At 54.0% G+C, this 19,536-nt stretch carries 23 protein-coding genes; 10 read left to right on the forward strand and 13 right to left on the reverse strand.

What is annotated here, in order from left to right:
* Nucleotides 1–11 precede the first annotated feature (11 nt).
* A complete protein-coding gene (gene cysS, locus NBE99_RS04335) occupies nt 12–1,478 on the reverse strand; it encodes a cysteine--tRNA ligase (protein WP_250683268.1) in 1,467 nt (488 codons plus the stop codon).
* A 98-nt stretch (nt 1,479–1,576) separates the two neighbouring features.
* On the opposite strand from cysS, the gene rpsN reads away from it, so the two are divergent.
* The 3 genes from rpsN to NBE99_RS04350 all read left to right on the forward strand — a co-directional run bounded on the left by rpsN (nt 1,577) and on the right by NBE99_RS04350 (nt 3,933).
* Nucleotides 1,577–1,879, forward strand: a complete 303-nt coding sequence (gene rpsN, locus NBE99_RS04340; RefSeq protein WP_250683269.1) for a 30S ribosomal protein S14 — start codon at nt 1,577–1,579, stop codon at nt 1,877–1,879.
* A 43-nt stretch (nt 1,880–1,922) separates the two neighbouring features.
* A complete protein-coding gene (locus NBE99_RS04345; protein WP_250683270.1) occupies nt 1,923–2,210 on the forward strand; it encodes a 4a-hydroxytetrahydrobiopterin dehydratase in 288 nt (95 codons plus the stop codon).
* Between the two features lie 85 nt (nt 2,211–2,295).
* Nucleotides 2,296–3,933 carry an acetolactate synthase large subunit gene (locus NBE99_RS04350; protein WP_250683271.1) on the forward strand — a complete coding sequence of 546 codons (1,638 nt, stop codon included), beginning with the start codon at nt 2,296–2,298 and terminating at the stop codon, nt 3,931–3,933.
* Here NBE99_RS04350 and NBE99_RS04355 read toward each other — a convergent pair.
* The 5 genes from NBE99_RS04355 to NBE99_RS04375 all read right to left on the reverse strand — a co-directional run bounded on the left by NBE99_RS04355 (nt 3,930) and on the right by NBE99_RS04375 (nt 9,284).
* Nucleotides 3,930–5,669: an FAD-dependent oxidoreductase gene (locus NBE99_RS04355; RefSeq protein WP_250683272.1), complete on the reverse strand. Its 1,740-nt coding sequence runs from the start codon at nt 5,667–5,669 to the stop codon at nt 3,930–3,932. The genes NBE99_RS04350 and NBE99_RS04355 overlap by 4 nt on opposite strands.
* Nucleotides 5,666–6,313, reverse strand: a complete 648-nt coding sequence (gene lepB, locus NBE99_RS04360; RefSeq protein WP_250683273.1) for a signal peptidase I — start codon at nt 6,311–6,313, stop codon at nt 5,666–5,668. The genes NBE99_RS04355 and lepB overlap by 4 nt, the downstream gene beginning before the upstream one ends.
* A 145-nt stretch (nt 6,314–6,458) precedes the next feature.
* On the reverse strand, nt 6,459–7,316 hold the full coding sequence (locus NBE99_RS04365; protein ID WP_250683274.1) for a fructosamine kinase family protein: 858 nt from the start codon (nt 7,314–7,316) through the stop codon (nt 6,459–6,461).
* An 11-nt stretch (nt 7,317–7,327) separates the two neighbouring features.
* Nucleotides 7,328–7,555, reverse strand: coding sequence for a Calvin cycle protein CP12 (locus tag NBE99_RS04370; protein ID WP_011057657.1), 228 nt, complete (start codon nt 7,553–7,555; stop codon nt 7,328–7,330).
* 127 nt (nt 7,556–7,682) lie between these two features.
* Nucleotides 7,683–9,284 (reverse strand): NAD(P)H-quinone oxidoreductase subunit 4, encoded by a 1,602-nt coding sequence (locus tag NBE99_RS04375; RefSeq protein ID WP_250683275.1) that lies wholly within the window; start codon nt 9,282–9,284, stop codon nt 7,683–7,685.
* Nucleotides 9,285–9,623: 339 nt separating this feature from the next.
* Between NBE99_RS04375 and NBE99_RS04380 the strand changes: the two genes are divergently transcribed.
* The 7 genes from NBE99_RS04380 to NBE99_RS04410 are packed head-to-tail and all read left to right on the forward strand — an operon-like array spanning nt 9,624 to nt 13,525.
* Nucleotides 9,624–9,965, forward strand: a complete 342-nt coding sequence (locus NBE99_RS04380; protein ID WP_250683276.1) for an NADH-quinone oxidoreductase subunit K — start codon at nt 9,624–9,626, stop codon at nt 9,963–9,965.
* 8 nt (nt 9,966–9,973) lie between these two features.
* Nucleotides 9,974–11,404: a cation:proton antiporter gene (locus tag NBE99_RS04385; RefSeq protein ID WP_250683277.1), complete on the forward strand. Its 1,431-nt coding sequence runs from the start codon at nt 9,974–9,976 to the stop codon at nt 11,402–11,404.
* Nucleotides 11,401–11,796: a Na+/H+ antiporter subunit E gene (locus tag NBE99_RS04390; RefSeq protein WP_250683278.1), complete on the forward strand. Its 396-nt coding sequence runs from the start codon at nt 11,401–11,403 to the stop codon at nt 11,794–11,796. The genes NBE99_RS04385 and NBE99_RS04390 overlap by 4 nt, the downstream gene beginning before the upstream one ends.
* Nucleotides 11,793–12,053, forward strand: a complete 261-nt coding sequence (locus NBE99_RS04395) for a hypothetical protein (RefSeq protein WP_181495024.1) — start codon at nt 11,793–11,795, stop codon at nt 12,051–12,053. The genes NBE99_RS04390 and NBE99_RS04395 overlap by 4 nt, the downstream gene beginning before the upstream one ends.
* Nucleotides 12,054–12,067: 14 nt before the next feature.
* Complete coding sequence (locus NBE99_RS04400; protein ID WP_250683687.1) at nt 12,068–12,346, forward strand: monovalent cation/H(+) antiporter subunit G; 279 nt, start codon at nt 12,068–12,070, stop codon at nt 12,344–12,346.
* On the forward strand, nt 12,339–12,869 hold the full coding sequence (locus NBE99_RS04405) for a DUF4040 domain-containing protein (RefSeq protein ID WP_250683279.1): 531 nt from the start codon (nt 12,339–12,341) through the stop codon (nt 12,867–12,869). Before NBE99_RS04400 ends, NBE99_RS04405 begins: the two co-directional genes overlap by 8 nt.
* Entirely contained in the window at nt 12,866–13,525 is a 660-nt protein-coding gene (locus NBE99_RS04410; RefSeq protein WP_250683280.1) for a Na(+)/H(+) antiporter subunit B, read from the forward strand. The genes NBE99_RS04405 and NBE99_RS04410 overlap by 4 nt, the downstream gene beginning before the upstream one ends.
* A 124-nt stretch (nt 13,526–13,649) precedes the next feature.
* On the opposite strand, the gene NBE99_RS04415 is transcribed toward NBE99_RS04410, so the two are convergent.
* The 7 genes from NBE99_RS04415 to accC all read right to left on the reverse strand — a co-directional run bounded on the left by NBE99_RS04415 (nt 13,650) and on the right by accC (nt 19,492).
* A complete protein-coding gene (locus tag NBE99_RS04415) occupies nt 13,650–14,108 on the reverse strand; it encodes a type VII toxin-antitoxin system MntA family adenylyltransferase antitoxin (RefSeq protein ID WP_250683281.1) in 459 nt (152 codons plus the stop codon).
* Nucleotides 14,109–14,111: 3 nt separating this feature from the next.
* Nucleotides 14,112–14,762, reverse strand: a complete 651-nt coding sequence (locus NBE99_RS04420) for a Uma2 family endonuclease (RefSeq protein WP_250683282.1) — start codon at nt 14,760–14,762, stop codon at nt 14,112–14,114.
* 28 nt (nt 14,763–14,790) lie between these two features.
* A complete protein-coding gene (locus tag NBE99_RS04425; protein ID WP_250683283.1) occupies nt 14,791–15,465 on the reverse strand; it encodes a Uma2 family endonuclease in 675 nt (224 codons plus the stop codon).
* A gap of 65 nt (nt 15,466–15,530) precedes the next feature.
* On the reverse strand, nt 15,531–16,556 hold the full coding sequence (gene purM / locus NBE99_RS04430; RefSeq protein WP_250683284.1) for a phosphoribosylformylglycinamidine cyclo-ligase: 1,026 nt from the start codon (nt 16,554–16,556) through the stop codon (nt 15,531–15,533).
* Entirely contained in the window at nt 16,556–17,050 is a 495-nt protein-coding gene (locus NBE99_RS04435) for a low molecular weight protein-tyrosine-phosphatase (protein WP_250683285.1), read from the reverse strand. Before NBE99_RS04435 ends, purM begins: the two co-directional genes overlap by 1 nt.
* A gap of 10 nt (nt 17,051–17,060) precedes the next feature.
* Nucleotides 17,061–18,131 carry an undecaprenyldiphospho-muramoylpentapeptide beta-N-acetylglucosaminyltransferase gene (gene murG, locus NBE99_RS04440; protein ID WP_250683286.1) on the reverse strand — a complete coding sequence of 357 codons (1,071 nt, stop codon included), beginning with the start codon at nt 18,129–18,131 and terminating at the stop codon, nt 17,061–17,063.
* Nucleotides 18,131–19,492 carry an acetyl-CoA carboxylase biotin carboxylase subunit gene (gene accC / locus NBE99_RS04445; RefSeq protein ID WP_250683287.1) on the reverse strand — a complete coding sequence of 454 codons (1,362 nt, stop codon included), beginning with the start codon at nt 19,490–19,492 and terminating at the stop codon, nt 18,131–18,133. Before accC ends, murG begins: the two co-directional genes overlap by 1 nt.
* Between the last annotated feature and the right edge of the window lie 44 nt (nt 19,493–19,536).

The raw sequence follows: 19,536 nt of genomic DNA on the forward strand, positions 1-19,536 counted from the left end.
GTTCTCCAAAGTTAGGGGGCGGAGCCAGCGGCTACGCGAAACCAATGGGTGGTGCCGTCCTTGTGATCCACGAGTTTGACGCCTTGTGCCAAAAGGAGATCCCGCAGGCGATCGCTCTCAGCGTAGTTCTTGGCTTGGCGGGCAGCGGTGCGAGCGGCAATCAGCGCTTGAATCTCCTCATCGGTTAGGCCAGCGGTTTGGGCAGCTTGTGCCTCCGCTTTTACTTCTAGACCTAAGACCTGAGCAAGGGTCACCAAGGTGTGCCAGTCGCGGCTGAGTTCAGCGGGCGATCGCCCCCAGTCCCCCCCATGGAGATAACGATGCTGCTCACGATTCAGGGTTTTCGCCAGTTCAAAGACCACGGCTAGGGCGGCAGCGGTGTTCAAGTCCTCATCCATAGCTTGCCAAAAGGCTTGAGTACTGGGGTGGCTTTTCACCTCTTCTGGAGCCGTGGGGGGCAGGGGAATCTGCTGATGCAAGCGCAGGGCTTCCGCTAGGGTTTGCCAGCCCTTGGCAGCGGCGCTCAGTGCCTCTGACGTAAAGTCCAAAGGTTTGCGGTACTGAGCCTGCAAGACCAACAGGCGCAAGGCCATGGGATCCACCCCCTGAGTCAGCAGGTCACGAATTGTTGTGAAGTTGCCCAAGGACTTAGACATTTTCTCAGTGTTGACGGTCACAAAGCCGTTGTGGAGCCAAAATCGCGCCAAGGGCTGCTGGGTCACCGCCTCCGATTGGGCAATTTCATTCTCGTGGTGGGGAAAGATTAAATCCATGCCGCCGCAGTGGATATCCACCGTTGCCCCAAAGGCCCGCCGCACCATTGCCGAGCATTCAATGTGCCAGCCGGGGCGCCCTTTCCCCCACGGGGCTTCCCACGGATCATAGACACTCATTTCCTCGGGCTTCGCCGCTTTCCAGAGGGCAAAATCTAGGGGATGGTGTTTGCGCTGCTCCTCCACTTCCTCAATGCGGCCACTGGCACCGGCCATGAGTTGCTCAAGCTGGCGCCCAGAGAGCTTGCCATAGCTGGGAAATTGCGCCACGGCATAGTAAACATCGCCGCCAGCCACGTAGGCATAGCCGCGATCCAGTAGCCCTTGGATCAGATCAATAATTTCCGGAATCACCTCCGTCGCACGGGGATAGGCATTGGCAGGCAAGATATTCAACGCCGCCATGTCTTCGTGGTACGCAGCTATGTAGCGATCGCTCACCGTCGCCATGGTTTCACCGTTTTCATGGGCACGGCGAAGAATTTTGTCATCAATGTCGGTAAAATTCTGCACATAGTGGACGTGGTAGCCCAAGAACGTGAGATAGCGGCGGAGCACATCCCAAGCCACATAGGAACGGGCGTGCCCCAAGTGGCAGTAGTCATACACCGTGACCCCACAGGCATAGATCGTCACCCGCTCTGGGTGTAGGGGCGAGAAGGGTTCAAGGCGGCGAGACAGTGTGTTGTACAGATGTAAGGGCACAGAAACACCCCGTAAGGATCAACAGTTGCAGCAGCAAATCGCTCTTTGATAGGATATAGGATACCAAATTCATCATTACCGAGGACAAACACACCCCCATGGCCAAAAAAAGCATGATCGAACGGGAAAAAAAGCGGCAACGGCTCGTTGCGAAATACGCCAGCAAACGCCAAGAACTCAAGGCTCAACTGGCCAGCGCTGAAACCCAAGAAGAGATCATGAGCATCCATCGTCAACTGCAACAGTTGCCCCGCAATAGTGCTCCTTCGCGGCTGCGGAATCGCTGCTGGTTGACGGGTCGTCCTCGTGGTTACTATCGCGATTTTGGCCTCTGCCGCAACGCCCTGCGGGAAATGGCACACCAAGGGTTACTGCCGGGGGTCGTCAAATCGAGTTGGTAAATTGCCTCTGCTACCCTAGAGCTAATAGGGTTGAGGCAAAACTATGGCAGAGCGATTATCCCCAGCGGATATTGAGGCACAGCTAGCTAGCCTACCCGGCTGGAAACTGGTGGGCGATCGCCTTGAGCGAACCTTTACCTTCAAAGACTTCTTAGGCTCCATTGCCTTTGTCAATCGTCTGGTAGATCCCGCTGAGCAGGCTGGGCATCACCCTGATTTATCCATTTCTTGGAATCGGGTCACGGTCTGCCTCACCACCCATGATGCCGGCGGGATTACCCAAAAAGACATTGATCTGGCCAAGGTGATTTCCGATCTGGCTGCGGCATAAATTTCGTCAGCATTTGCCAACATTTAAGGATTGGGCAAAGAAAGCAGAACTACGATAGAAGGTAGTGCCCGCGATCGCCCATCCTATGAATACCGCTGAATTATTGGTGAAATGCCTTGAAAATGAAGGCGTAGAATACATTTTTGGTCTGCCGGGGGAAGAGAATCTGGATGTTCTCCATGCCCTCCGCCGCTCGCGCATTCAATTTATCACGACGCGCCACGAACAGGGGGCTGCCTTCATGGCGGATGTCTATGGCCGCCTCACTGGCAAAGCGGGGGTGTGTCTGTCTACTCTTGGTCCTGGTGCCACCAACTTAATGACTGGCGTTGCCGACGCCAACCTCGATGGCGCTCCTCTTGTGGCCATTACAGGGCAAGTGGGAACCGATCGCATGCACATTGAGTCCCACCAATACCTAGACTTGGTGGCCATGTTTAGCCCTGTCACCAAATGGAATGCTCAGATTGTCCGCCCCAGTATTACACCCGAAATTGTCCGTAAGGCCTTTAAGATTGCCCAGAATGAAAAACCGGGTGCTGTTCACATTGACGTGCCCGAAAACATTGCTGCTATGGAAGCCGAGGGCTATCCCCTCAAACCTAGCCAGCCCGAAAAAACCTATGCCTCATTCCAGAGCATTCTCAAGGCCGCTGAACTGATCAATGCGGCCGAAAATCCCCTGATCTTGGTGGGGAATGGCGCGATTCGCGCCCATGCTGCCGCTGCCCTCACCCATTTTGCCGAAAAGCTCAACATTCCCGTTGCTAACACCTTTATGGGCAAAGGGGTCATTCCCTATCAACACTCCCTTGCCCTGTGGACAGTGGGTCTCCAACAGCGAGACTACATTAGCTGTGGCTTTGATCATGCCGATTTGATTATTGCCGTTGGCTATGACTTGATTGAGTATTCCCCAAAAAGCTGGAACCCTGATGGCCGCCTCCCCATTATTCACATTGCTGCGACCCATGCGGAAATTGACAGCAGCTACATTCCTGTGGTTGAGGTGGTGGGGGATATTTCTGATTCCCTCTATGAAATTCTCAAGCGAGCCGATCGCCAAGACAAGCGCACTCCCTATGCCGTCCAACTGCGTCAGGACATTGTTGCTGACTACTGCCAATATGCCCAAGATGAGAGTTTTCCCGTCAAGCCGCAAAAGCTTATCTATGACCTGCGCCAAGTGATGGGACCAGAGGACATTGTTATTTCTGATGTCGGTGCCCACAAGATGTGGATTGCCCGCCACTACCACTGCGATCGCCCCAATACCTGCTTGATTTCCAATGGCTTTGCGGCAATGGGGATTGCCGTACCGGGGGCAATAGCGGCGAAATTAGTGTATCCACAGCGGCATGTGGTGGCGGTGACTGGCGATGGCGGCTTCATGATGAACTGCCAAGAACTGGAAACCGCACTGCGCATAGGCACGAACTTCACAACCATCATCTTTAATGACGGCGGCTATGGTCTGATTGAGTGGAAGCAGCAGCGCTACTTTGGCGAATCCGCCTATGTCCACTTTGGTAACCCCGACTTTGTCAAGTTGGCCGAAAGCATGGGACTCAAGGGGTATCGCATTGAAGCCACGGCTGATTTTATCCCAACGCTAAAAACGGCGCTTGCGCAGTCAGTTCCCAGCATTATTGATGTTCCGGTGGACTACACTGAGAACCTGCGTTTTAATCAACGCCTTGGGGAGCTAAGCTGCGAAGCCTAGGCCACATGCGCCACTCGAATCCATCGGGCATAGGGGTTGATAAAGCCCGTCACTGTCATCGGTTGCCCATTTCTATAGGCTTGTAGGCGATCGTTCACGGTGGGGTGCAGTGTCACCAAAGGCCAAGACTGTTGATCGGTGCGCAGTTGATAGGCCTGCTCTCCCAGTTTGACAAATTCGCCCGTGACAGTTTGCATTCCTGCGCTCACGGTCATTGGTGTGGGCTGGGCGATCGCCACCGTTGGTGGTAGGGGGATTGTGGGATCAATGGTGTTTAATGTCTGGAGTTGCCAAGCTTCCCATTCGGGATGTTGCGGCGGCAGGTTAAAGAAGGGAAAAATTGCCTGCCGGCACTCCTGAATCAGGGGCTTCAGATCAAGGGTGCCTACCAGTTGGTGCAAAAATTTCCCTTGGCGAATGGCTGTGGCGGCTAACCACCCTGCCCCCTGCCCAATGCCCATCACTAGGGGTTGCAAGCGGGTGGCACCATTGGCAATATGGCTCACCGAGATATTTTTCTCTGCCACTAAAAAGCCCTCTACCCTCTGGGGGATCAACGACGTATAGGGAATCACAAAGGGGGTCCCCGTCCAACGACCGCCCCAACGGATGGACTTCGGCATCAGGGGAAGTTCCATCCCCGGATAATGGTGATCGTTGGCGTAGTTGCCGATGGCAATGCCCGTGTAGTGACCTTGGGCATCAACGGGCGGTGGAGCACTGGGGAGAATATCCTGCTCGTGAATTGTAGTGACACCAATCAGGCGACGACTTTCGCGGTAATAGGGATGGAGGGCATAGGCTTCACCCCCCAGCTGCCTAGGGAATTTAGGAAAGGTATCCTCGGCTAAACCATAGCGGCGACCCAACTGTTGCTGCACATAGCGGGCAAAATCTTGGGCGTGCCAGCGCGCCTCTTGACAAAAGTCCTGTCGGGCTTGAGGAGAGCCAACCAGCCGTTCCAGACCCACTCCATAGTCATTCCCCTGCTGCGGCCAGTTAAGCATAAAGCGGTTCCGCGGCAGGCGGCCATAGTTGAGAAAGTGCTGCGGGTCATAGCCTGACCAAGCACCGCTAAACTTGCGCTCATCCCAAAGGGGGGAGGGAGGAATTTCCGGGGCGATCGCGCCCTCACCATAGTCCTGCAAAACCACTACCCATGTAGGTGCCTGGACAGGATAGGTTTGGGTGAGGGGCGTGGGGGCTGAGGGGGCTGAGGGTTCCTGTGTTTGTGCCTGCCACTCCCACCCCCAGCGATGGGGAATCTCACCGAGGGCAAGCAGGTCGCCCAGTTCTGTTGCATCAATGGTGACTGGGGCATGGATGGTAAGAGTCGTGAATTCCACCCCAACGACGCGATCACCCTGTCGCAAGACCGCTTGGGGAACTTCACTCACAATCCACGTCAGGTTGGGGGTTGCCTTGACCCACTCGGCAAAAAGAGCAGCAGCGACTTTTGGCTCAAAGGTAAAGAAACTCACCCACGCATGATCTAGCCCTTCTGGCTGGCGTTGGGCGATCGCCCGCAGAAACTTCCCCCAGAGTCCAGTTTGCCATGCCATGAGTTCATTGCCATCGGGCGCAGCTACCCCAGCACTTGTGAGCATTCCCCCTAGCCACGGCGTTTCACTCACCAGCACCGTTTGCGCACCCATTCGAGCCGCCGTTAAGGCAGCAGCTACCCCCCCTGTGCCACCCCCAACCACTAAGACTTCGGTGTGCAGCGTTTGCCTCACCGTTGGGGTTCCCTCGGAGCCGTAATCAGCCCCCAGCGATCAGGAGGCCAAAAGCGAATGGCGGCACGGCCAATAATGTAATTGCGCGGCACCACTCCCCAGCAGCGGCCATCAAAGCTGTTATTGCGGTTGTCCCCCAAAACGAGGTAACTATTGGCAGGAATGACCTGTGGTTGGGCGAGATAGGGCTGCATGCCAGCACAGGTATCTACGGATGTAAAGGTTGAGGGCGCAAGATAGGGTTCAGGCAGGGGTTGATTGTTGATATAGACGCGCCCTTGGCGGAGTTCCACGCGATCGCCGGGCAAGCCCACCACCCGTTTGATAAAGGCATCCCGAAAGCCTGCCTGCTGAAGCGTGGGCGTTGGATTAAACACAATAATGTCGCCCCGATGGGGGGCATGGAAATAGTAGCTAATCTTCTCAATAATCAGGCGATCGTTAATCAGCAGCGTCTCCTCCATCGAGCCAGTGGGGATATAACGCGCTTCTGCCACAAATGTACGAATACCGAAGGCAAGCACAGCCGCTAGTCCTAGGGTTTTGGCCATCTCCAGCCACCAAGGTTCTGTGGCCTTTTGCGTCTTGGCTGTCACTGATTCAGGGGTAGAAGCATTTGTGGGTGGCAGTTTGCCATCGGACATAGGAAGGAATCTCGCAAACACTCAATAATTCAAGCTATGCACTCAACGATACTACAGCGATGGGAGGCTAGCGGCCACTGTTTGATTTTTAGAGTGCTTTGGGAAACGTTCTGTTCCACGGGGCTGCTTGCAAAGCTCAGAGCGATCAAAGAATCTGCTCCATCATGGACTGGGCTTGGGTGGCATAGCTACCGTCAAACAGGTTGAAGTGATTGAGGATGTGGTACAGGTTGTAAATGATTTTGCGTTGCTGATAACCCGCAGGTAGCGGATACGTGGCTTCATAGCCTTCATAAAAGGCAGCAGGAAACCCGCCAAAGAGTTCACTCATGGCCAAATCCACTTCGCGATCGCCATAGTAACTAGCCGGATCAAAAATCACCGGCTCGCCCGTACGGCAAAAAGCGGCATTCCCCGACCAGAAATCCCCGTGAACCAAAGTGGGAGTTGGCTCGTGGTTCAACAGCTCTGGAACGGCAGCCAAGAGCGTCTCGGCTTTCGGAAAGTGTCCACCCCGACGGCGAGCGAGATCAAACTGATACCGCAGGCGAGCATCGCGGAAAAACTCCCCCCAGTTGTCTGACCAAGGGTTGAGTTGGGGGGTGGCGCCAATGGTGTTGTTTTCTGGCCAACCGTAGCGATCGCCGGTGCCCTTGAGGTGTAACTGGGCTAGTTCTACCCCCATCCGCCACCAATCACCTGAACCGGTAAGGGGCAAGTATTCCAACACTAAAAAACTTGCGTCCGCCACTACCCCCCACAGAAGAGGCAAGGGAACACGAATGGTCTGGACATGGGCGATCGCCCTCAGGGCTGTGGCCTCCGCAGCAAACATGGCCTGCCGTTCAGGGCGATTGAATTTAACAAAGAGCGTTTGCTCAGGATGTTGCCACACATAGGTGGTGTTTATGCTGCCGCCCCCCACAGGCAGGGCTTTACCCTCATGGAGCCGCTGACCGGTAGCTGCGGCAAATTGATCCCACAACTGTTGCCAGCGACCCACGCCCTCAACCCTTAGTCGTCGTAAATGCGACACTCAGCAGCATCCGGGTTGTCATCACAGTACTGCTGAAAGGAGGTTTTGTGATCTTGCTGCTCAGCACGTTGGTGGGCAGCTTCCGCTTGTAGTTCCTCAAGGGCATCCCAAGCGGCGGCACACTGTCCAGAGGTTGCCCCTTCGGTGTCACAGATTTTGTGGGCCTCCTCGCGGGCTTGTTCAATTTGTTTCTCAAGATTACTCATAGAGCCTTTATTGAATCACCGTATTCAGTTTATGCAATCTGCCCAAGGGCAGGAATGCCGTTACTCCACTCTAGCAATGAATGCTCTGAACTGCCAGTTGGCGAAGGTGCATCCCCACCCCTAACCCCTAGAGGGTACTGTCGGCAACGGTGGCTTCACTGACCAAGCTGGGGGCGGATTGAGTCAGTTGGGCATAGAGGGGCAGATGGTGCTGCGCTACAGCGGGCAGGGCAGCATGGACATGGCTGGCGATCGCCGTCGTGGTCACATCGTAGGTTTGGGTAGCCAACTTGGGATACATTCCCACCGCAATAATGGGTACCAGCAAGGACAGAGCAATGAAGGTCTCACGGGGATTAATGTCCAGCAGTAGTTTGTCAAACATCTCACCCGCTTGCTTGCCCGTAAAGACACGGCGCACCATCGAGAGCAGATAGACGGGCGTGATAATCACTCCCACGGCAGCGAGGAAAATCACTCCCACTTTGAAGGTGGTGGAGTAGGCATCACTGTTGGTCAAGCCCAAAAAGACGGTCAATTCACTGATAAAGCCACTCATACCCGGCAGCGCCAGCGAGGCCATGGAGCCAGCAGTAAAGAGGGCAAAGGTCTTCGGCATGGATTGGGCAATCCCGCTCATCTTTTCCATCGCCAAGGTGTGGGTGCGATCGTAGGTCACCCCGGCCAAGAAGAAGAGAGCAGCCGCAATCAAACCGTGGGAGAGCATTTGCAGCATCGCCCCATTGAGACCAGTGCCATTGAGGGCACCAATACCGAGGAGTACAAAGCCCATGTGGGAAATGGAGGAGTAGGCCAGCCGCCGCTTCAGGTTCTCTTGGCCAAAGGCGGTCAAGGCACCATAGATGATATTCACCACCCCAAGGGCAATCAGCACCGGTGCAAAGTAGATGTGGGCATCGGGGAGCATTTGCAGGTTGAAGCGAATCAGGCCATAGCCCCCCATTTTCAAGAGCACGCCCGCCAACACCATTGACACGGGCGCCGAGGCTTCACCATGGGCATCGGGCAACCAAGTGTGCAGGGGAAAAATGGGCAGCTTGACACCAAAGGCAATCAGAAAACCACCATAGGCAAGAAGCTCGAGTGCCAAGGGATAGTCCTTGAGACCCAAGGCCGCCATGTTGAGCGTAAAGTCACCGCCATAGAAGGCCATGGCCAAGCCTGCAATCAGGATAAAGAGAGAGCCAAGGGCAGTGTAAAGGATGAACTTGGTTGCAGCGTATTGGCGTTTGGCACCCCCCCAGATGGAGATCAGCAGATAGACGGGCACCAATTCCAACTCCCAAATCAGGAAGAAGAGGATGAGGTCTTGGGCGGCAAAGACGCCAATTTGGGCACTGTAGAGCGCCAGCATCAGGAAATAAAATAAACGCGGCTTTTGCTTTACTTGCCAAGCCGCAAAGATTGCCACTGTATTTACCAGACCCGTCAGCAAAATCAGGGGGACGGCAAGGCCATCAACCGCTAGGGACCAGTTCAGGCCGATTTGCGGGAGCCAAGGCACGGTTTCCAGCATTTGCATCTGGGCGGATTGGGCATCGTAGTGCTGCCAGAAAACCATTGCCGAAAGGACAAATTCGAGGAGTGCGATCGCTAGGGCATACCAGCGGACTGTCTTCCCCTCACGGTCGGGCAACACGGGAATGAAAAAGGCTGCCACTAAGGGCAGCAGTGTCAGTACAGTCAGCCAAGGAAATTGGACATTCATCAGACAACCCCCCAAGGGACGAGTCCAGTAATCTGTTCAAGTATCTGAATAAGAATATATACCTATTTGCCAAATGTTGCAAATTGTTAAGCATTTTTCTAAATTATAAAGTTTGTAGTAATAATATTGACAAAAATCTATTTGATAGAGAAATGTCATTGATCTAAGTAAAGTTAAGATAGGCACTAACTAAGATAGGCACTAACGTGCTTAAGGTTCCCAAAGAGCGCCCCACAGTTGGCTGCTGTGGTTCAGTGCTATGGCAGAAAGCGAAGCATAAAGGGAAAGCAGAATGTTAGAGTCTGTTCTAAATACCAAAGTGTCTACGGGCTGGGGATCATGATTTTCTTGGAAGCCAGTGTTTTTGTCACTATCCTCGTTGGGTTTCTAGCAACGATCGTCAAGAAAAACCTGCTAATGAAGATTGTGACAATGGATGTTATGAGTACGGGGGTAGTCGCTCTGTTTGTGGTCATTGCCACCCACAGTGGTCTAGTCACGCCCATTGCCCGTGGGGGAGCCTTTGATGCTGCCTATGCCGACCCCGTGGCTCAAGCCGTGATTTTAACCGCGATCGTGATTGGCCTTTCGATTCAAACGCTGATGCTGGTGGCGGCAATGAAGCTAGCGCGGGATAACCCGACTTTAGAAACCGCAGAAATTGATCAAAAGTATCTGTAGGAAGTGGCATGACGGAGCTGGCGATCGCTTGGATTTTGTTGCCCTTTGTGGCCGGCCTAACCCTTTATCTGCTGCCCCCCTTGGCGCGGGGTTTGACGCTGGCGATCGCCCTCATGTCCCTCTGTGTGGGTTTAGGTATCACTATCAACCAAGTCAGCACTTCATTTGTCCTTCTCGACAGCTTTGGCATTTCCCTGAGCATTGACCCCCTCAGTGGCTACTTTATTGTCACCAATGCCCTCGTGATTTTGGCGGCACTCTTGCACACATGGCAGGGGGGTTACAAAGCATTCTTTTATGTTCTGCTGTGCCTGCTCCACGGCTGTGCCAACACGGTCTTTATTTCAGCGGATTTCCTCAGTCTCTACGTCAATATTGAGGTGCTGGGGATTGTGGTCTTTCTTTTGATTGCCTATCCTCGCAGCGATCGCCCCCTCTGGATTGGCCTGCGCTACCTGATGGTCAGCAATGTGGCCATGCTCTTCTATCTAATGGGGGTGGCCTTAGTCTATCAGGCCAGTCATACATTTGCCTTTAGTGCCTTGATGCAAGCACCACCAGAGGCTATGGCTCTGATTTTGATGGCATTGTTGGCCAAGGGCGCCATTTTTATTAGTGGGCTTTGGTTGCCCCAAACTAACGTCGTTGCTGCTCCTATTGTTGCTGCTCTCCTGGCCGGCATTGTCGAAAATGCGGGGGTGTTTAGCCTAGCTCGCCTCAGTCTGCTCTATGGGGACATTGCCGATATTGTTCGCCTTTTTGCTCTTGCCTCCATCTTTTTTGGCCCAATATTTGCCTTGGTGGCCGATGATGTACGACGGCTGCTCAGCTTTAGTACCCTTGGCCAATTAGGATGGGTAGTCATAGCTCCCCCGGCGGCGGGTTTGTATGCCCTCATGCACGGCTTGGCAAAGGCTAGTCTTTTTTTGAGTGTGGGGGAACTGCGCCACTATCGCCTCAGTGAATTGCGCCAAGAAGGTTTGCCGCGTCCAGTGGCGATCGCCCTCATCATTGCTGGCTACGGGATTGTCGGCGTGCCCTTCCTTGCAGGATTTCCAGCCAAAGCCTTAACGCTGAGTTATCTTGACCCTTGGCAGCAGGGACTCCTTTACGGTGCGGGCTTTTTGACCGCGACAATTTACAGCAAATTCCTCTTTTTACCCCGCTATCCTAGCAAGACCCTCATGCCCGTGGGCTATAGTGCCGCCACAATGGTGCTCTTGGGCGGGCTAGTTTTGGCTAATGCGGGCTACATCGAAGCCTACAGTAGTGGCACAAGTCTGTTACGTGCCTGTCTGCCGCCCTTGCTGGGTTGTGGCTTGGTGGCCTTGGGGGTCTCGCGCTGGGAATCCGCTTGGCGAGGCGCTTGGGAGCGTCTAGAGCATCTCCTAGGGGTGATGCTGTTACTGTTACTTGGCTTGGTGGGGTTAGCCCTATGACACTCAACTACTTAAACTTTGCCCTCCGCTTGACAATTTGGCTGCTCCTGACTGCGGACTTTGGTCTTGTCAATTTTGGGATTGGCATTCTCGTTTCGCTGCTATTGCCCCAAGGGCGAGGGGGTGTAGCCACACTACGGCAGTGGCTGAGTACCTTAGGGAAAGTCGCTATGGCTGTCCCTCGTGCCTACACTGAAGCCATTGAAATGATGGTGCGTCCCCATCGCCATGAAGAGATCGTCCGTGAACCCGTCGATCCCACCCGCGACCCCGGTCTGATTTTCCTAGATATTTTCACGATCACATTTACACCAAAAACAATTGTTCTGCATTATGACGAGGAGGGCTGGTTTGAAGTGCATCAATTGGTAGAGCGGAGACCCGACAAATGACCGCCTTTTTAGTCATCATGCTACTGATTTTGGGCATTCCCCTTTATGCCGCTTGGAAAGGGGAGCATATCTGGTCGAAGATGTTGGCCTTTGCCAGTATTGCCACGAAAGCGGCAATCATGATTTTGCTGGTGTCGGTACAGCGCGATGATTGGATGATTGGCATTGTGGGGGTGATCATCCTTAGTGTGGGCAATGGTGCTCTGATGCTGCTGGCTCAGATTTTGCGGCGACTGCGAGATGTAGCCAATCTTTAGGGAGGGGGCAAGTGATTTTACAATGGCTTAGTTATGCCTGTATTAGTTTTGGTTTATTTCTTTGGTTGTGGGGAACTTGGCCGCTAGTAAGCCGGAGATCGCCCCTCTATAAACTTCATTTTTTGTCAGTTTCCGATACTCTAGGCTCGATGGCGATCATGATCGGGGTGTTACTACGCATTCCCCGCGAATGGCCCCTTCTAGTCTTAGCATTGATCTCCCTTGCCCTCTGGAATACCATTCTGGGCTACGTTTTGGCCTACTGCTCCCAAGGGGAGGACACTGATGGATAACTGGCTCATTGCTGTCACTGCACTCCTACCCCTAACAGCTCTGATGCTGGTGTTTCAGGAGAATCCCTACCACGCCCTTGTCATTCGCGGCATTATTGGTGCCGTGGCGGCTCTCCTCTATGCCATTCTCGGAGCTGCCGATGTGGCGCTAACCGAAGCCCTAGTGGGCACAATGCTCTCAATTATGCTCTACGCGGTTGCAGTACGCTCTTCCTTGGTGCTGCGATTGGGCATCTTAGCTTCGGCACTCTCCACCGATAGCTTGGATCATTTACTAGAAGCCATTCGTGAAGCCGTTGCCCCCTATCATTTGCGCGTTGAATTAATCATTTATCCCACATTTGAGCAACTCAAAATAGCACTTCAGGATCGTGAAATTCATGCTCTATGTGCTGAGGAACAGACGCAGATGTTAACAATGACCCGTGTACCACGTCTCTACACCATCCTCAAGCCCCACCTCACCAGTCTCACAGAACTCGTGTATTACCCCTTGCCTAGTGAAGAGGAGTCAGCGGCATGATGTGGCTCTATGGGATTGCGGCAGTGCTGCTGCTCGTGAAAATGCTGATGATCCCCACCCTACCTGCGGTACCAACGATTCCCATTGTCGAAACCCTTGTTAGCCAGAGTGCGATTCCCAATGCCGTTACCGCTGTGATTTTGCGCAATCGCTTGTACGACACCATCTTTGAAGTGGTGGTATTTACCCTTGCCATCATGGGGGCGCAGTATTTGCTCAGCAATGAAAAACCCCTTGGCCACGTTAGCCGCTTTAATGATCAGCCTTCGATTGTTTTGGCAAGATTTGGCGCCACCATTTGCTCCCTTGTGTGTATTGAGTTGGCCTTGCGGGGGCACCTGAGTCCGGGGGGCGGATTTGCGGCTGGCGTTGCTGGCGGGACGGCGATCGGTCTTGTGGCTATTACCTCAGCCCCAGAGTGGTTAGAGAGCATTTATCGTCGCTTCCATGCAGCGACATGGGAAAAAATCTCCGTCATTGTTTTCATTCTCTGTGGTGCCAGCCTGCTGATGGGAGTAGCATTGCCTAGGGGTCAATTCGGCACGCTCCTCAGTGGTGGCTGGATTCCTTGGCTGAATATTCTCATTGCCCTGAAAGTGGCCTTGGGGTCGTGGGCGGCAGTGCTGACGTTTATTCGCTATCGCGGCCTGCTTTAATCTAATAGTCTTGTACAAGTTCACCAAGCTGAGTCGCGACGAGGTACTGCAATGCCAAAGTTTACCACCGAGAAACTAAAGGAGATATGATTGTTACCTGTCTACAAGATTTGCTAGGCATTGACTACAGTTGCTCCGTCATCATCAAGGATTGTGCTTGATACAAAATCTGCCCTTCGTTACGGATATTTTCCTGTAGCGCTTGATCAGAAATGTACTCGAGCTTCAGTAAGTCCACCATATAGGGAATGTTTAGTTCGGCCAGTTCACGCCGTAGCCGTAGATATTCGTCAAAGTCCATATCAGGGGCAGCGATCGCCAGATCAATATCGGAACCGCTGTGGGCATCCCCCCTTGCCCGTGAGCCAAAGAGCACGACCCTTTTGACCGTTGGATGGCGACGAATCACCGCCAGAATTGTTTCAAGGGTTGATTCCTGCATCCTCAGATTCGAGCCTCTCAAAAAAATGACCGCTTGCTTTTCTATGTTGCTCAAAGGTCGAGTCCGAGACAATTCCACCCCTTCCTGAAGTCTCTGAAATGCCTTTTGATAGCTCTTGAGTCGCCACTGCCAGCGTTCCATCTTCTATTCCTTGGGAAGTGGTTGATCCAGCCCCTGTTGTAATGTGCGCATCACCTGTTGCATATCCCCTTGTAAAAGGGCAGGCAAATTTAGCCAGAGACCAGCAAATTCCTGACTGCGTAAAATCCCCTCTGGATCGGGCTGTTGCTGAACGTAGCTCCCCTGCTCTCGGTGATACCAGTAGAAGACCTGTTCCGAGACCACCCACACCAGATATTCCTTGACGCCACAGCGACAATAGAGGTCTTTTTTATCATGCAGATCGTAGGCAGCACTACTGGAGGCAATTTCAATCACTAACTCAGGTGCTCCTTCAATGTAGTCATCGGCACTAATGCGCGACTGGCCACCCGCCGATTCTTCGAGACGCAACAGCACATCAGGTTGCACTTCATTCTGGTCATCCAGCCGTACAGTGGCATTGTCACAAATCATCAAACTGGGCATCAGTGTCGCATAGGTACCCAGCCACACAATCATGTGTCCGTGAGGTTGAGCGTGCTTTCTCACTCTGATTGGGGAGGCCACAAACACGACTCCATTGATGAGTTCCGCTTTTTTGATGTGGGGAGAGTGCTCATAGCGGTATTCAAATTCCTCGCGGGTCAGGCGATCGCCACTTTCAAGAGGGATGACATGGACCAATTGAGTCATTCCGGAGCCTCCGGGGGCAACGCTAAATTTATTGTGATTGCCGCTTCAAGGCTTCAGCAAACCGTTGGCATTCAGGGGAAGCTAGCCCCTGTAGTAATGTGAACATTACGCCTTTCATATCCCCTTGTAAAAGGGGAGGCAAATTTAGCCAGAGGCCGGCAAATTCCTGACTGCGCAGGATGCCCTCGCGATCGGGCTGTTGTTGAATGTAGTTCCCCTGCTCTCGGTGATACCAGTAGAAGGCCTGTTCTGCGACCACCCACACCAGATATTCCTTGACGCCATAGCGACAATAGAGGTCTTTCTTGTCGTGGAGATCGTAGGCGGCACTGCTAGAGGCAATTTCAATCACGAACTCTGGTGCACCCTCGATGTAGTCATCGGCACTAATGCGTGATTGCCCCCCCGCTGATTCTTCGAGGCGCAACAGCACATCAGGTTGGACTTCATTTTGGTTATCGAGCCGTACTGTGGCGTTATCGCAAACCATGAAGCCGCTAAATTCAATGCTGTAGTGAAAGAGCCAGCCCAAAATGTTGCTATGGGGCTGAGCGTGGTTTCTAACCCGAATGGGTGAGGCCACAAACACCACTCCGTTAATCAGTTCAGCCTTCTTGATGTGGGGAGAGCGGCCATAGCGGTATTCAAATTCCTCGCGGGTCAGGCGATCGCCACTTTCAAGGGTGAGGAGAGAAGCCGTCATTTTTCGCAACAGTCCGTGATAGCAGCCAGCACCTTTATTCTAGGCGTGGGCAAAAGGGGAATAGATTAGGCAGCAGGCAGTCCCAACACTTCACCCTTACCAGCAACGACCGTGCCAATTGGCCAGCTCTCAATCCCCCATTCGGCAAAACAGCGCTGCGCCGCGGCAACCGCTGACGGCGGCAAAACCACGGTGTACCCAATGCCCATATTGAAGGTGTTAAAGAGTTCGCCCAAACTGACGTCTCCCATCTCCCCTAGCCAGTGGAATAATGGCGGGATCGGCCAAGCCTGCGGATCCAGTTGTGCGGATTGCCCTTGACCCAAACAGCGGGGCAAATTTTCTGGCAGGCCACCGCCGGTGATGTGAGCCATACCATGAATGGGAACCCCCTGCGCCAAAGCAGCACGAATGGGTTGGACATAAAGGCGGGTTGGTTCTAGGCACAGCTCGCCAAGGGGGGTAGAGCCAAGGGGGGTATCCTGCCAACTGAGCTGGCGATCGCTGACAATTTTGCGCACTAAACTAAAGCCATTGCTGTGCAAGCCAGAACTGGCTAAGCCCAACACCACATCGCCCACCTGTACCTGAGTGCCATCAAGTACCTGATCCTGCTCAACCACACCGACACAGAAGCCCGCGAGGTCATAGACCCCTTCGGCATAAAACCCCGGCATTTCCGCCGTCTCCCCCCCCAAGAGGGCACACCCCGCCGCCTCACATCCTTGGGCAATCCCCGCCACGACAGCGGTCATGATCTCTGGCGCAAGACAACCACAGGCAATGTAGTCCAAGAGGAAGAGTGGCTCAGCACCACAGGTGAGGACATCGTTGACACACATGGCCACCAGATCAATGCCGACCGTATCGTGGCGATCAAGGGCTTGAGCCAGTTTTAGCTTGGTGCCCACCCCATCCGTTCCTGAGACCAACAGCGGCTGACGATAGCCCTTAGGAATTTGACATAAACCTGCAAATCCCCCCAGTCGTCCCACCACTTCGGGGCGTTGGGTGCGCTGCACCAAGGGGCGAATTTGCTCGACAAAGGCACGGCCAGCGGCCACATCCACACCAGCACTGCGATAGTCCATCAATGCTGCTCCTGTAATTGGGGATGGGTGGCCTTGAGATGCTCCAGTAGCCCCTCACAGGCATCGGTGAGCAGATCTAACACCTTCTCAAAACCTTGACGACCACCGTAATAGGGGTCTGGCACTTCCTTGGCGTTGTGGTGACGGCAAAAATCGCACATTAGCCGCACTTTATCGCGGTATTTCCCCTCAGGGTCAAGGCGCAGAATATCGGCGTAGTTTTCCCGATCCATCGCCAAGATCAGATCAAATTCCTCAAAGTCGGCGGCATGGAATTGGCGTGCCCGATGACTGAGGTGCAGTCCCCGTTGCCGTGCGGTCATCACCATGCGGGCATCCGGTGGATCGCCAACGTGGAAGTTGCTGGTGCCGGCAGAGTCACACTGAATCTCATGCTCTAGGCCGGCCTTTTTGACCAAGTCTTTCATAATCCCTTCGGCGGCAGGGGAACGGCAGATATTACCAAGACAAACAAAAAGGAGACGGATGGGCATAAGACATTTCCTAGGGGGTGGGAATCAGCGTACGAATGAGATCAGCAACCTGCTGACTACTGTTGGGCATGGCTAATTGGTGGGCATTCTCGGCCATGGCTTGTAATTTTTGCGGCTGCCCTAGCCATTCTAAAATGATCTGTCCGAGGCGATCGCTCGTCAATGCCGATTGGCGAATCATCTCAGCCGCCCCAGCCGTAACCAAGACTTCGGCATTTACCGTTTGGTGATCTTCAGCAGCATAGGGGTAGGGAATCAACAACGCCGGGGTTCCTGTGAGTGTCAGTTCCGCCAAGGCACTAGCGCCGGCTCGGCTAATGACAATATCCGCCCGGTGCAGCAGCGGCCCCATGGGTTCAAAAAAGGGAAAGACGAGGTAGTGGGGATGCTGGACGCTCTGAGCATCGGGATCATTGTTGCCCGTGAGGTGCACCACCCAAGCCCCGGCCTCGAGCCAGCGGTGAACGGTTTCCCGCACAAGGCGATTGATAGCTACGGCGCCTTGACTCCCCCCCATCACCAAAATCAGGGGCACCTCCTTGGGAATCGGTAAATCCAACTGCGGCGGGTTGAGAATATCGGGGCGAACTGGTGTGCCGGTAACCCGCAGGTTCAGCTTCTTGGACTTGAGGTAAGCCAAGCTAGCGGGGGTACCCAGCGCCACTAATGTACACCACGGGGCCAGCCAGCGGGTGACTTTGCCGGGTAGGGCGTTGGATTCATGGAGGATGGCCACTCGTCCCAGACTGCGAGCCGCTAAAATGGCGGGGGCAGCAATGTATCCCCCTGTGGTAAATACCCCCTGAAAGTGTCCCTGTTTCAAAAGCTGACGGGTTTGCCAAAAGGCACCCCAAAATTGCCAGAGGGGGCGCAGCCTTGCCCAAGGCGTTTTACCCTGCACGCCACTAAAGTTCACCGTATGCAGAGGGTAATGGGGCGGAATTAATTTCTGTTCAAGGCGATCGCGCACGCCCAACCAATGAATCTCATACTCTGGTAGTTCAGCGGCCACAGCAAGGGCTGGAAACAGATGTCCTCCCGTACCACTGGCAGCAATCAAGAGTTTCCCCTGCTTCGCCATCAGACATTCCAGCCCAAGGTGGTCATGAGCTTGTCCACAAAGTTGGTATAGACAATGCCACTGCGGAACTCCGGCGTATCTAACACCTGCTGATGAAAGGGAATGGTGGTCGGCACCCCCATAATCGCACATTCGCGCAGCGCACGTTTCATGCGGGCAATGGCAGCGGCGCGATCGCTCCCCCACACGACCAACTTACCGATGAGCGAATCATAGTAGGGAGGGATTTCATAGTCGGTATACACATGGGAGTCCATCCGCACTCCAGGGCCACCGGGGGGCAAGTAACCACTAATGCGACCGGGATGGGGACGGAAATTGCGCTCTGGGTCTTCCGCGTTGATGCGGCATTCAATGGCGTGTCCCCGCAACTGCACCTGCTCTTGGGTCAAGCTAAGGGGTTCCCCTTGGGCAATGCGAATTTGCTCCGCAATTAGATCTAGCCCCGTAATCATTTCCGTGACAGTGTGCTCCACCTGAATACGGGTATTCATCTCCATAAAGTAGAAGTTGTTTTGACTGTCGAGGAGGAACTCAATGGTGCCAGCGCCCACATAGTTAATCGCCTTGGCGGCTGCCACTGCTGCTGCTCCCATCTTGGCACGCAGTTCTGGGGTGAGGGCGGGGCTGGGGGCTTCTTCGAGAAGCTTTTGGTGGCGGCGCTGCACTGAGCAGTCTCGTTCCCCTAAATGAATGACATTGCCATAGCTATCCGCCAAAATTTGGAACTCAATGTGGCGGGGATTTTCAATAAATCGCTCTAGATAAACGCCAGGATTGCCAAAGGCCGCTTCCGCTTCCCCTTGGGCGGCACTCAGAGCACGCCCTAACTCCTCGGCAGAGCGCACCAAGCGCATGCCGCGACCACCCCCCCCAGCCGTGGCTTTAATCATCAGGGGATAGCCAATTTTGCAGGCGATCGCCCGCGCGGTTTCTTCATCCTGAACCAGTCCATCACTGCCGGGAATCGTCGGCATCCCCACCTGTTGCATCGTCGCTTTGGCGGTGGATTTATCCCCCATGGCACGCATGGCAGCAGGACTCGGCCCAATAAAGGTAATTTTGTGGTCGGCGCAGATCTCGGCAAAGCGAGCGTTCTCTGCCAAAAAGCCATAGCCGGGGTGAATCGCCGAGACATGGCGGGTGAGGGCAGCGGCAATAATGTTGGGAATGTTGAGATAACTACGGCTACTGGGGGCTTCCCCAATGCACACCGCTTCGTCGGCCAATTGCACATGCAGGGCATGGCGATCCACCGTGGAATAAACAGCAACCGTCGCAATACCCAGTTCTTCGCAGGTGCGCAGAATCCGCAGGGCAATTTCGCCACGATTGGCAATCAAAATTTTCGTAAAGGCCATGGCGGTCAACGGTAGGGGAAGCGATCCCTAATGCTACCATGCCA

This window comes from Thermosynechococcus sp. HN-54, assembly GCF_023650955.1.
Classification (GTDB): Bacteria; Cyanobacteriota; Cyanobacteriia; order Thermosynechococcales; family Thermosynechococcaceae; genus Thermosynechococcus.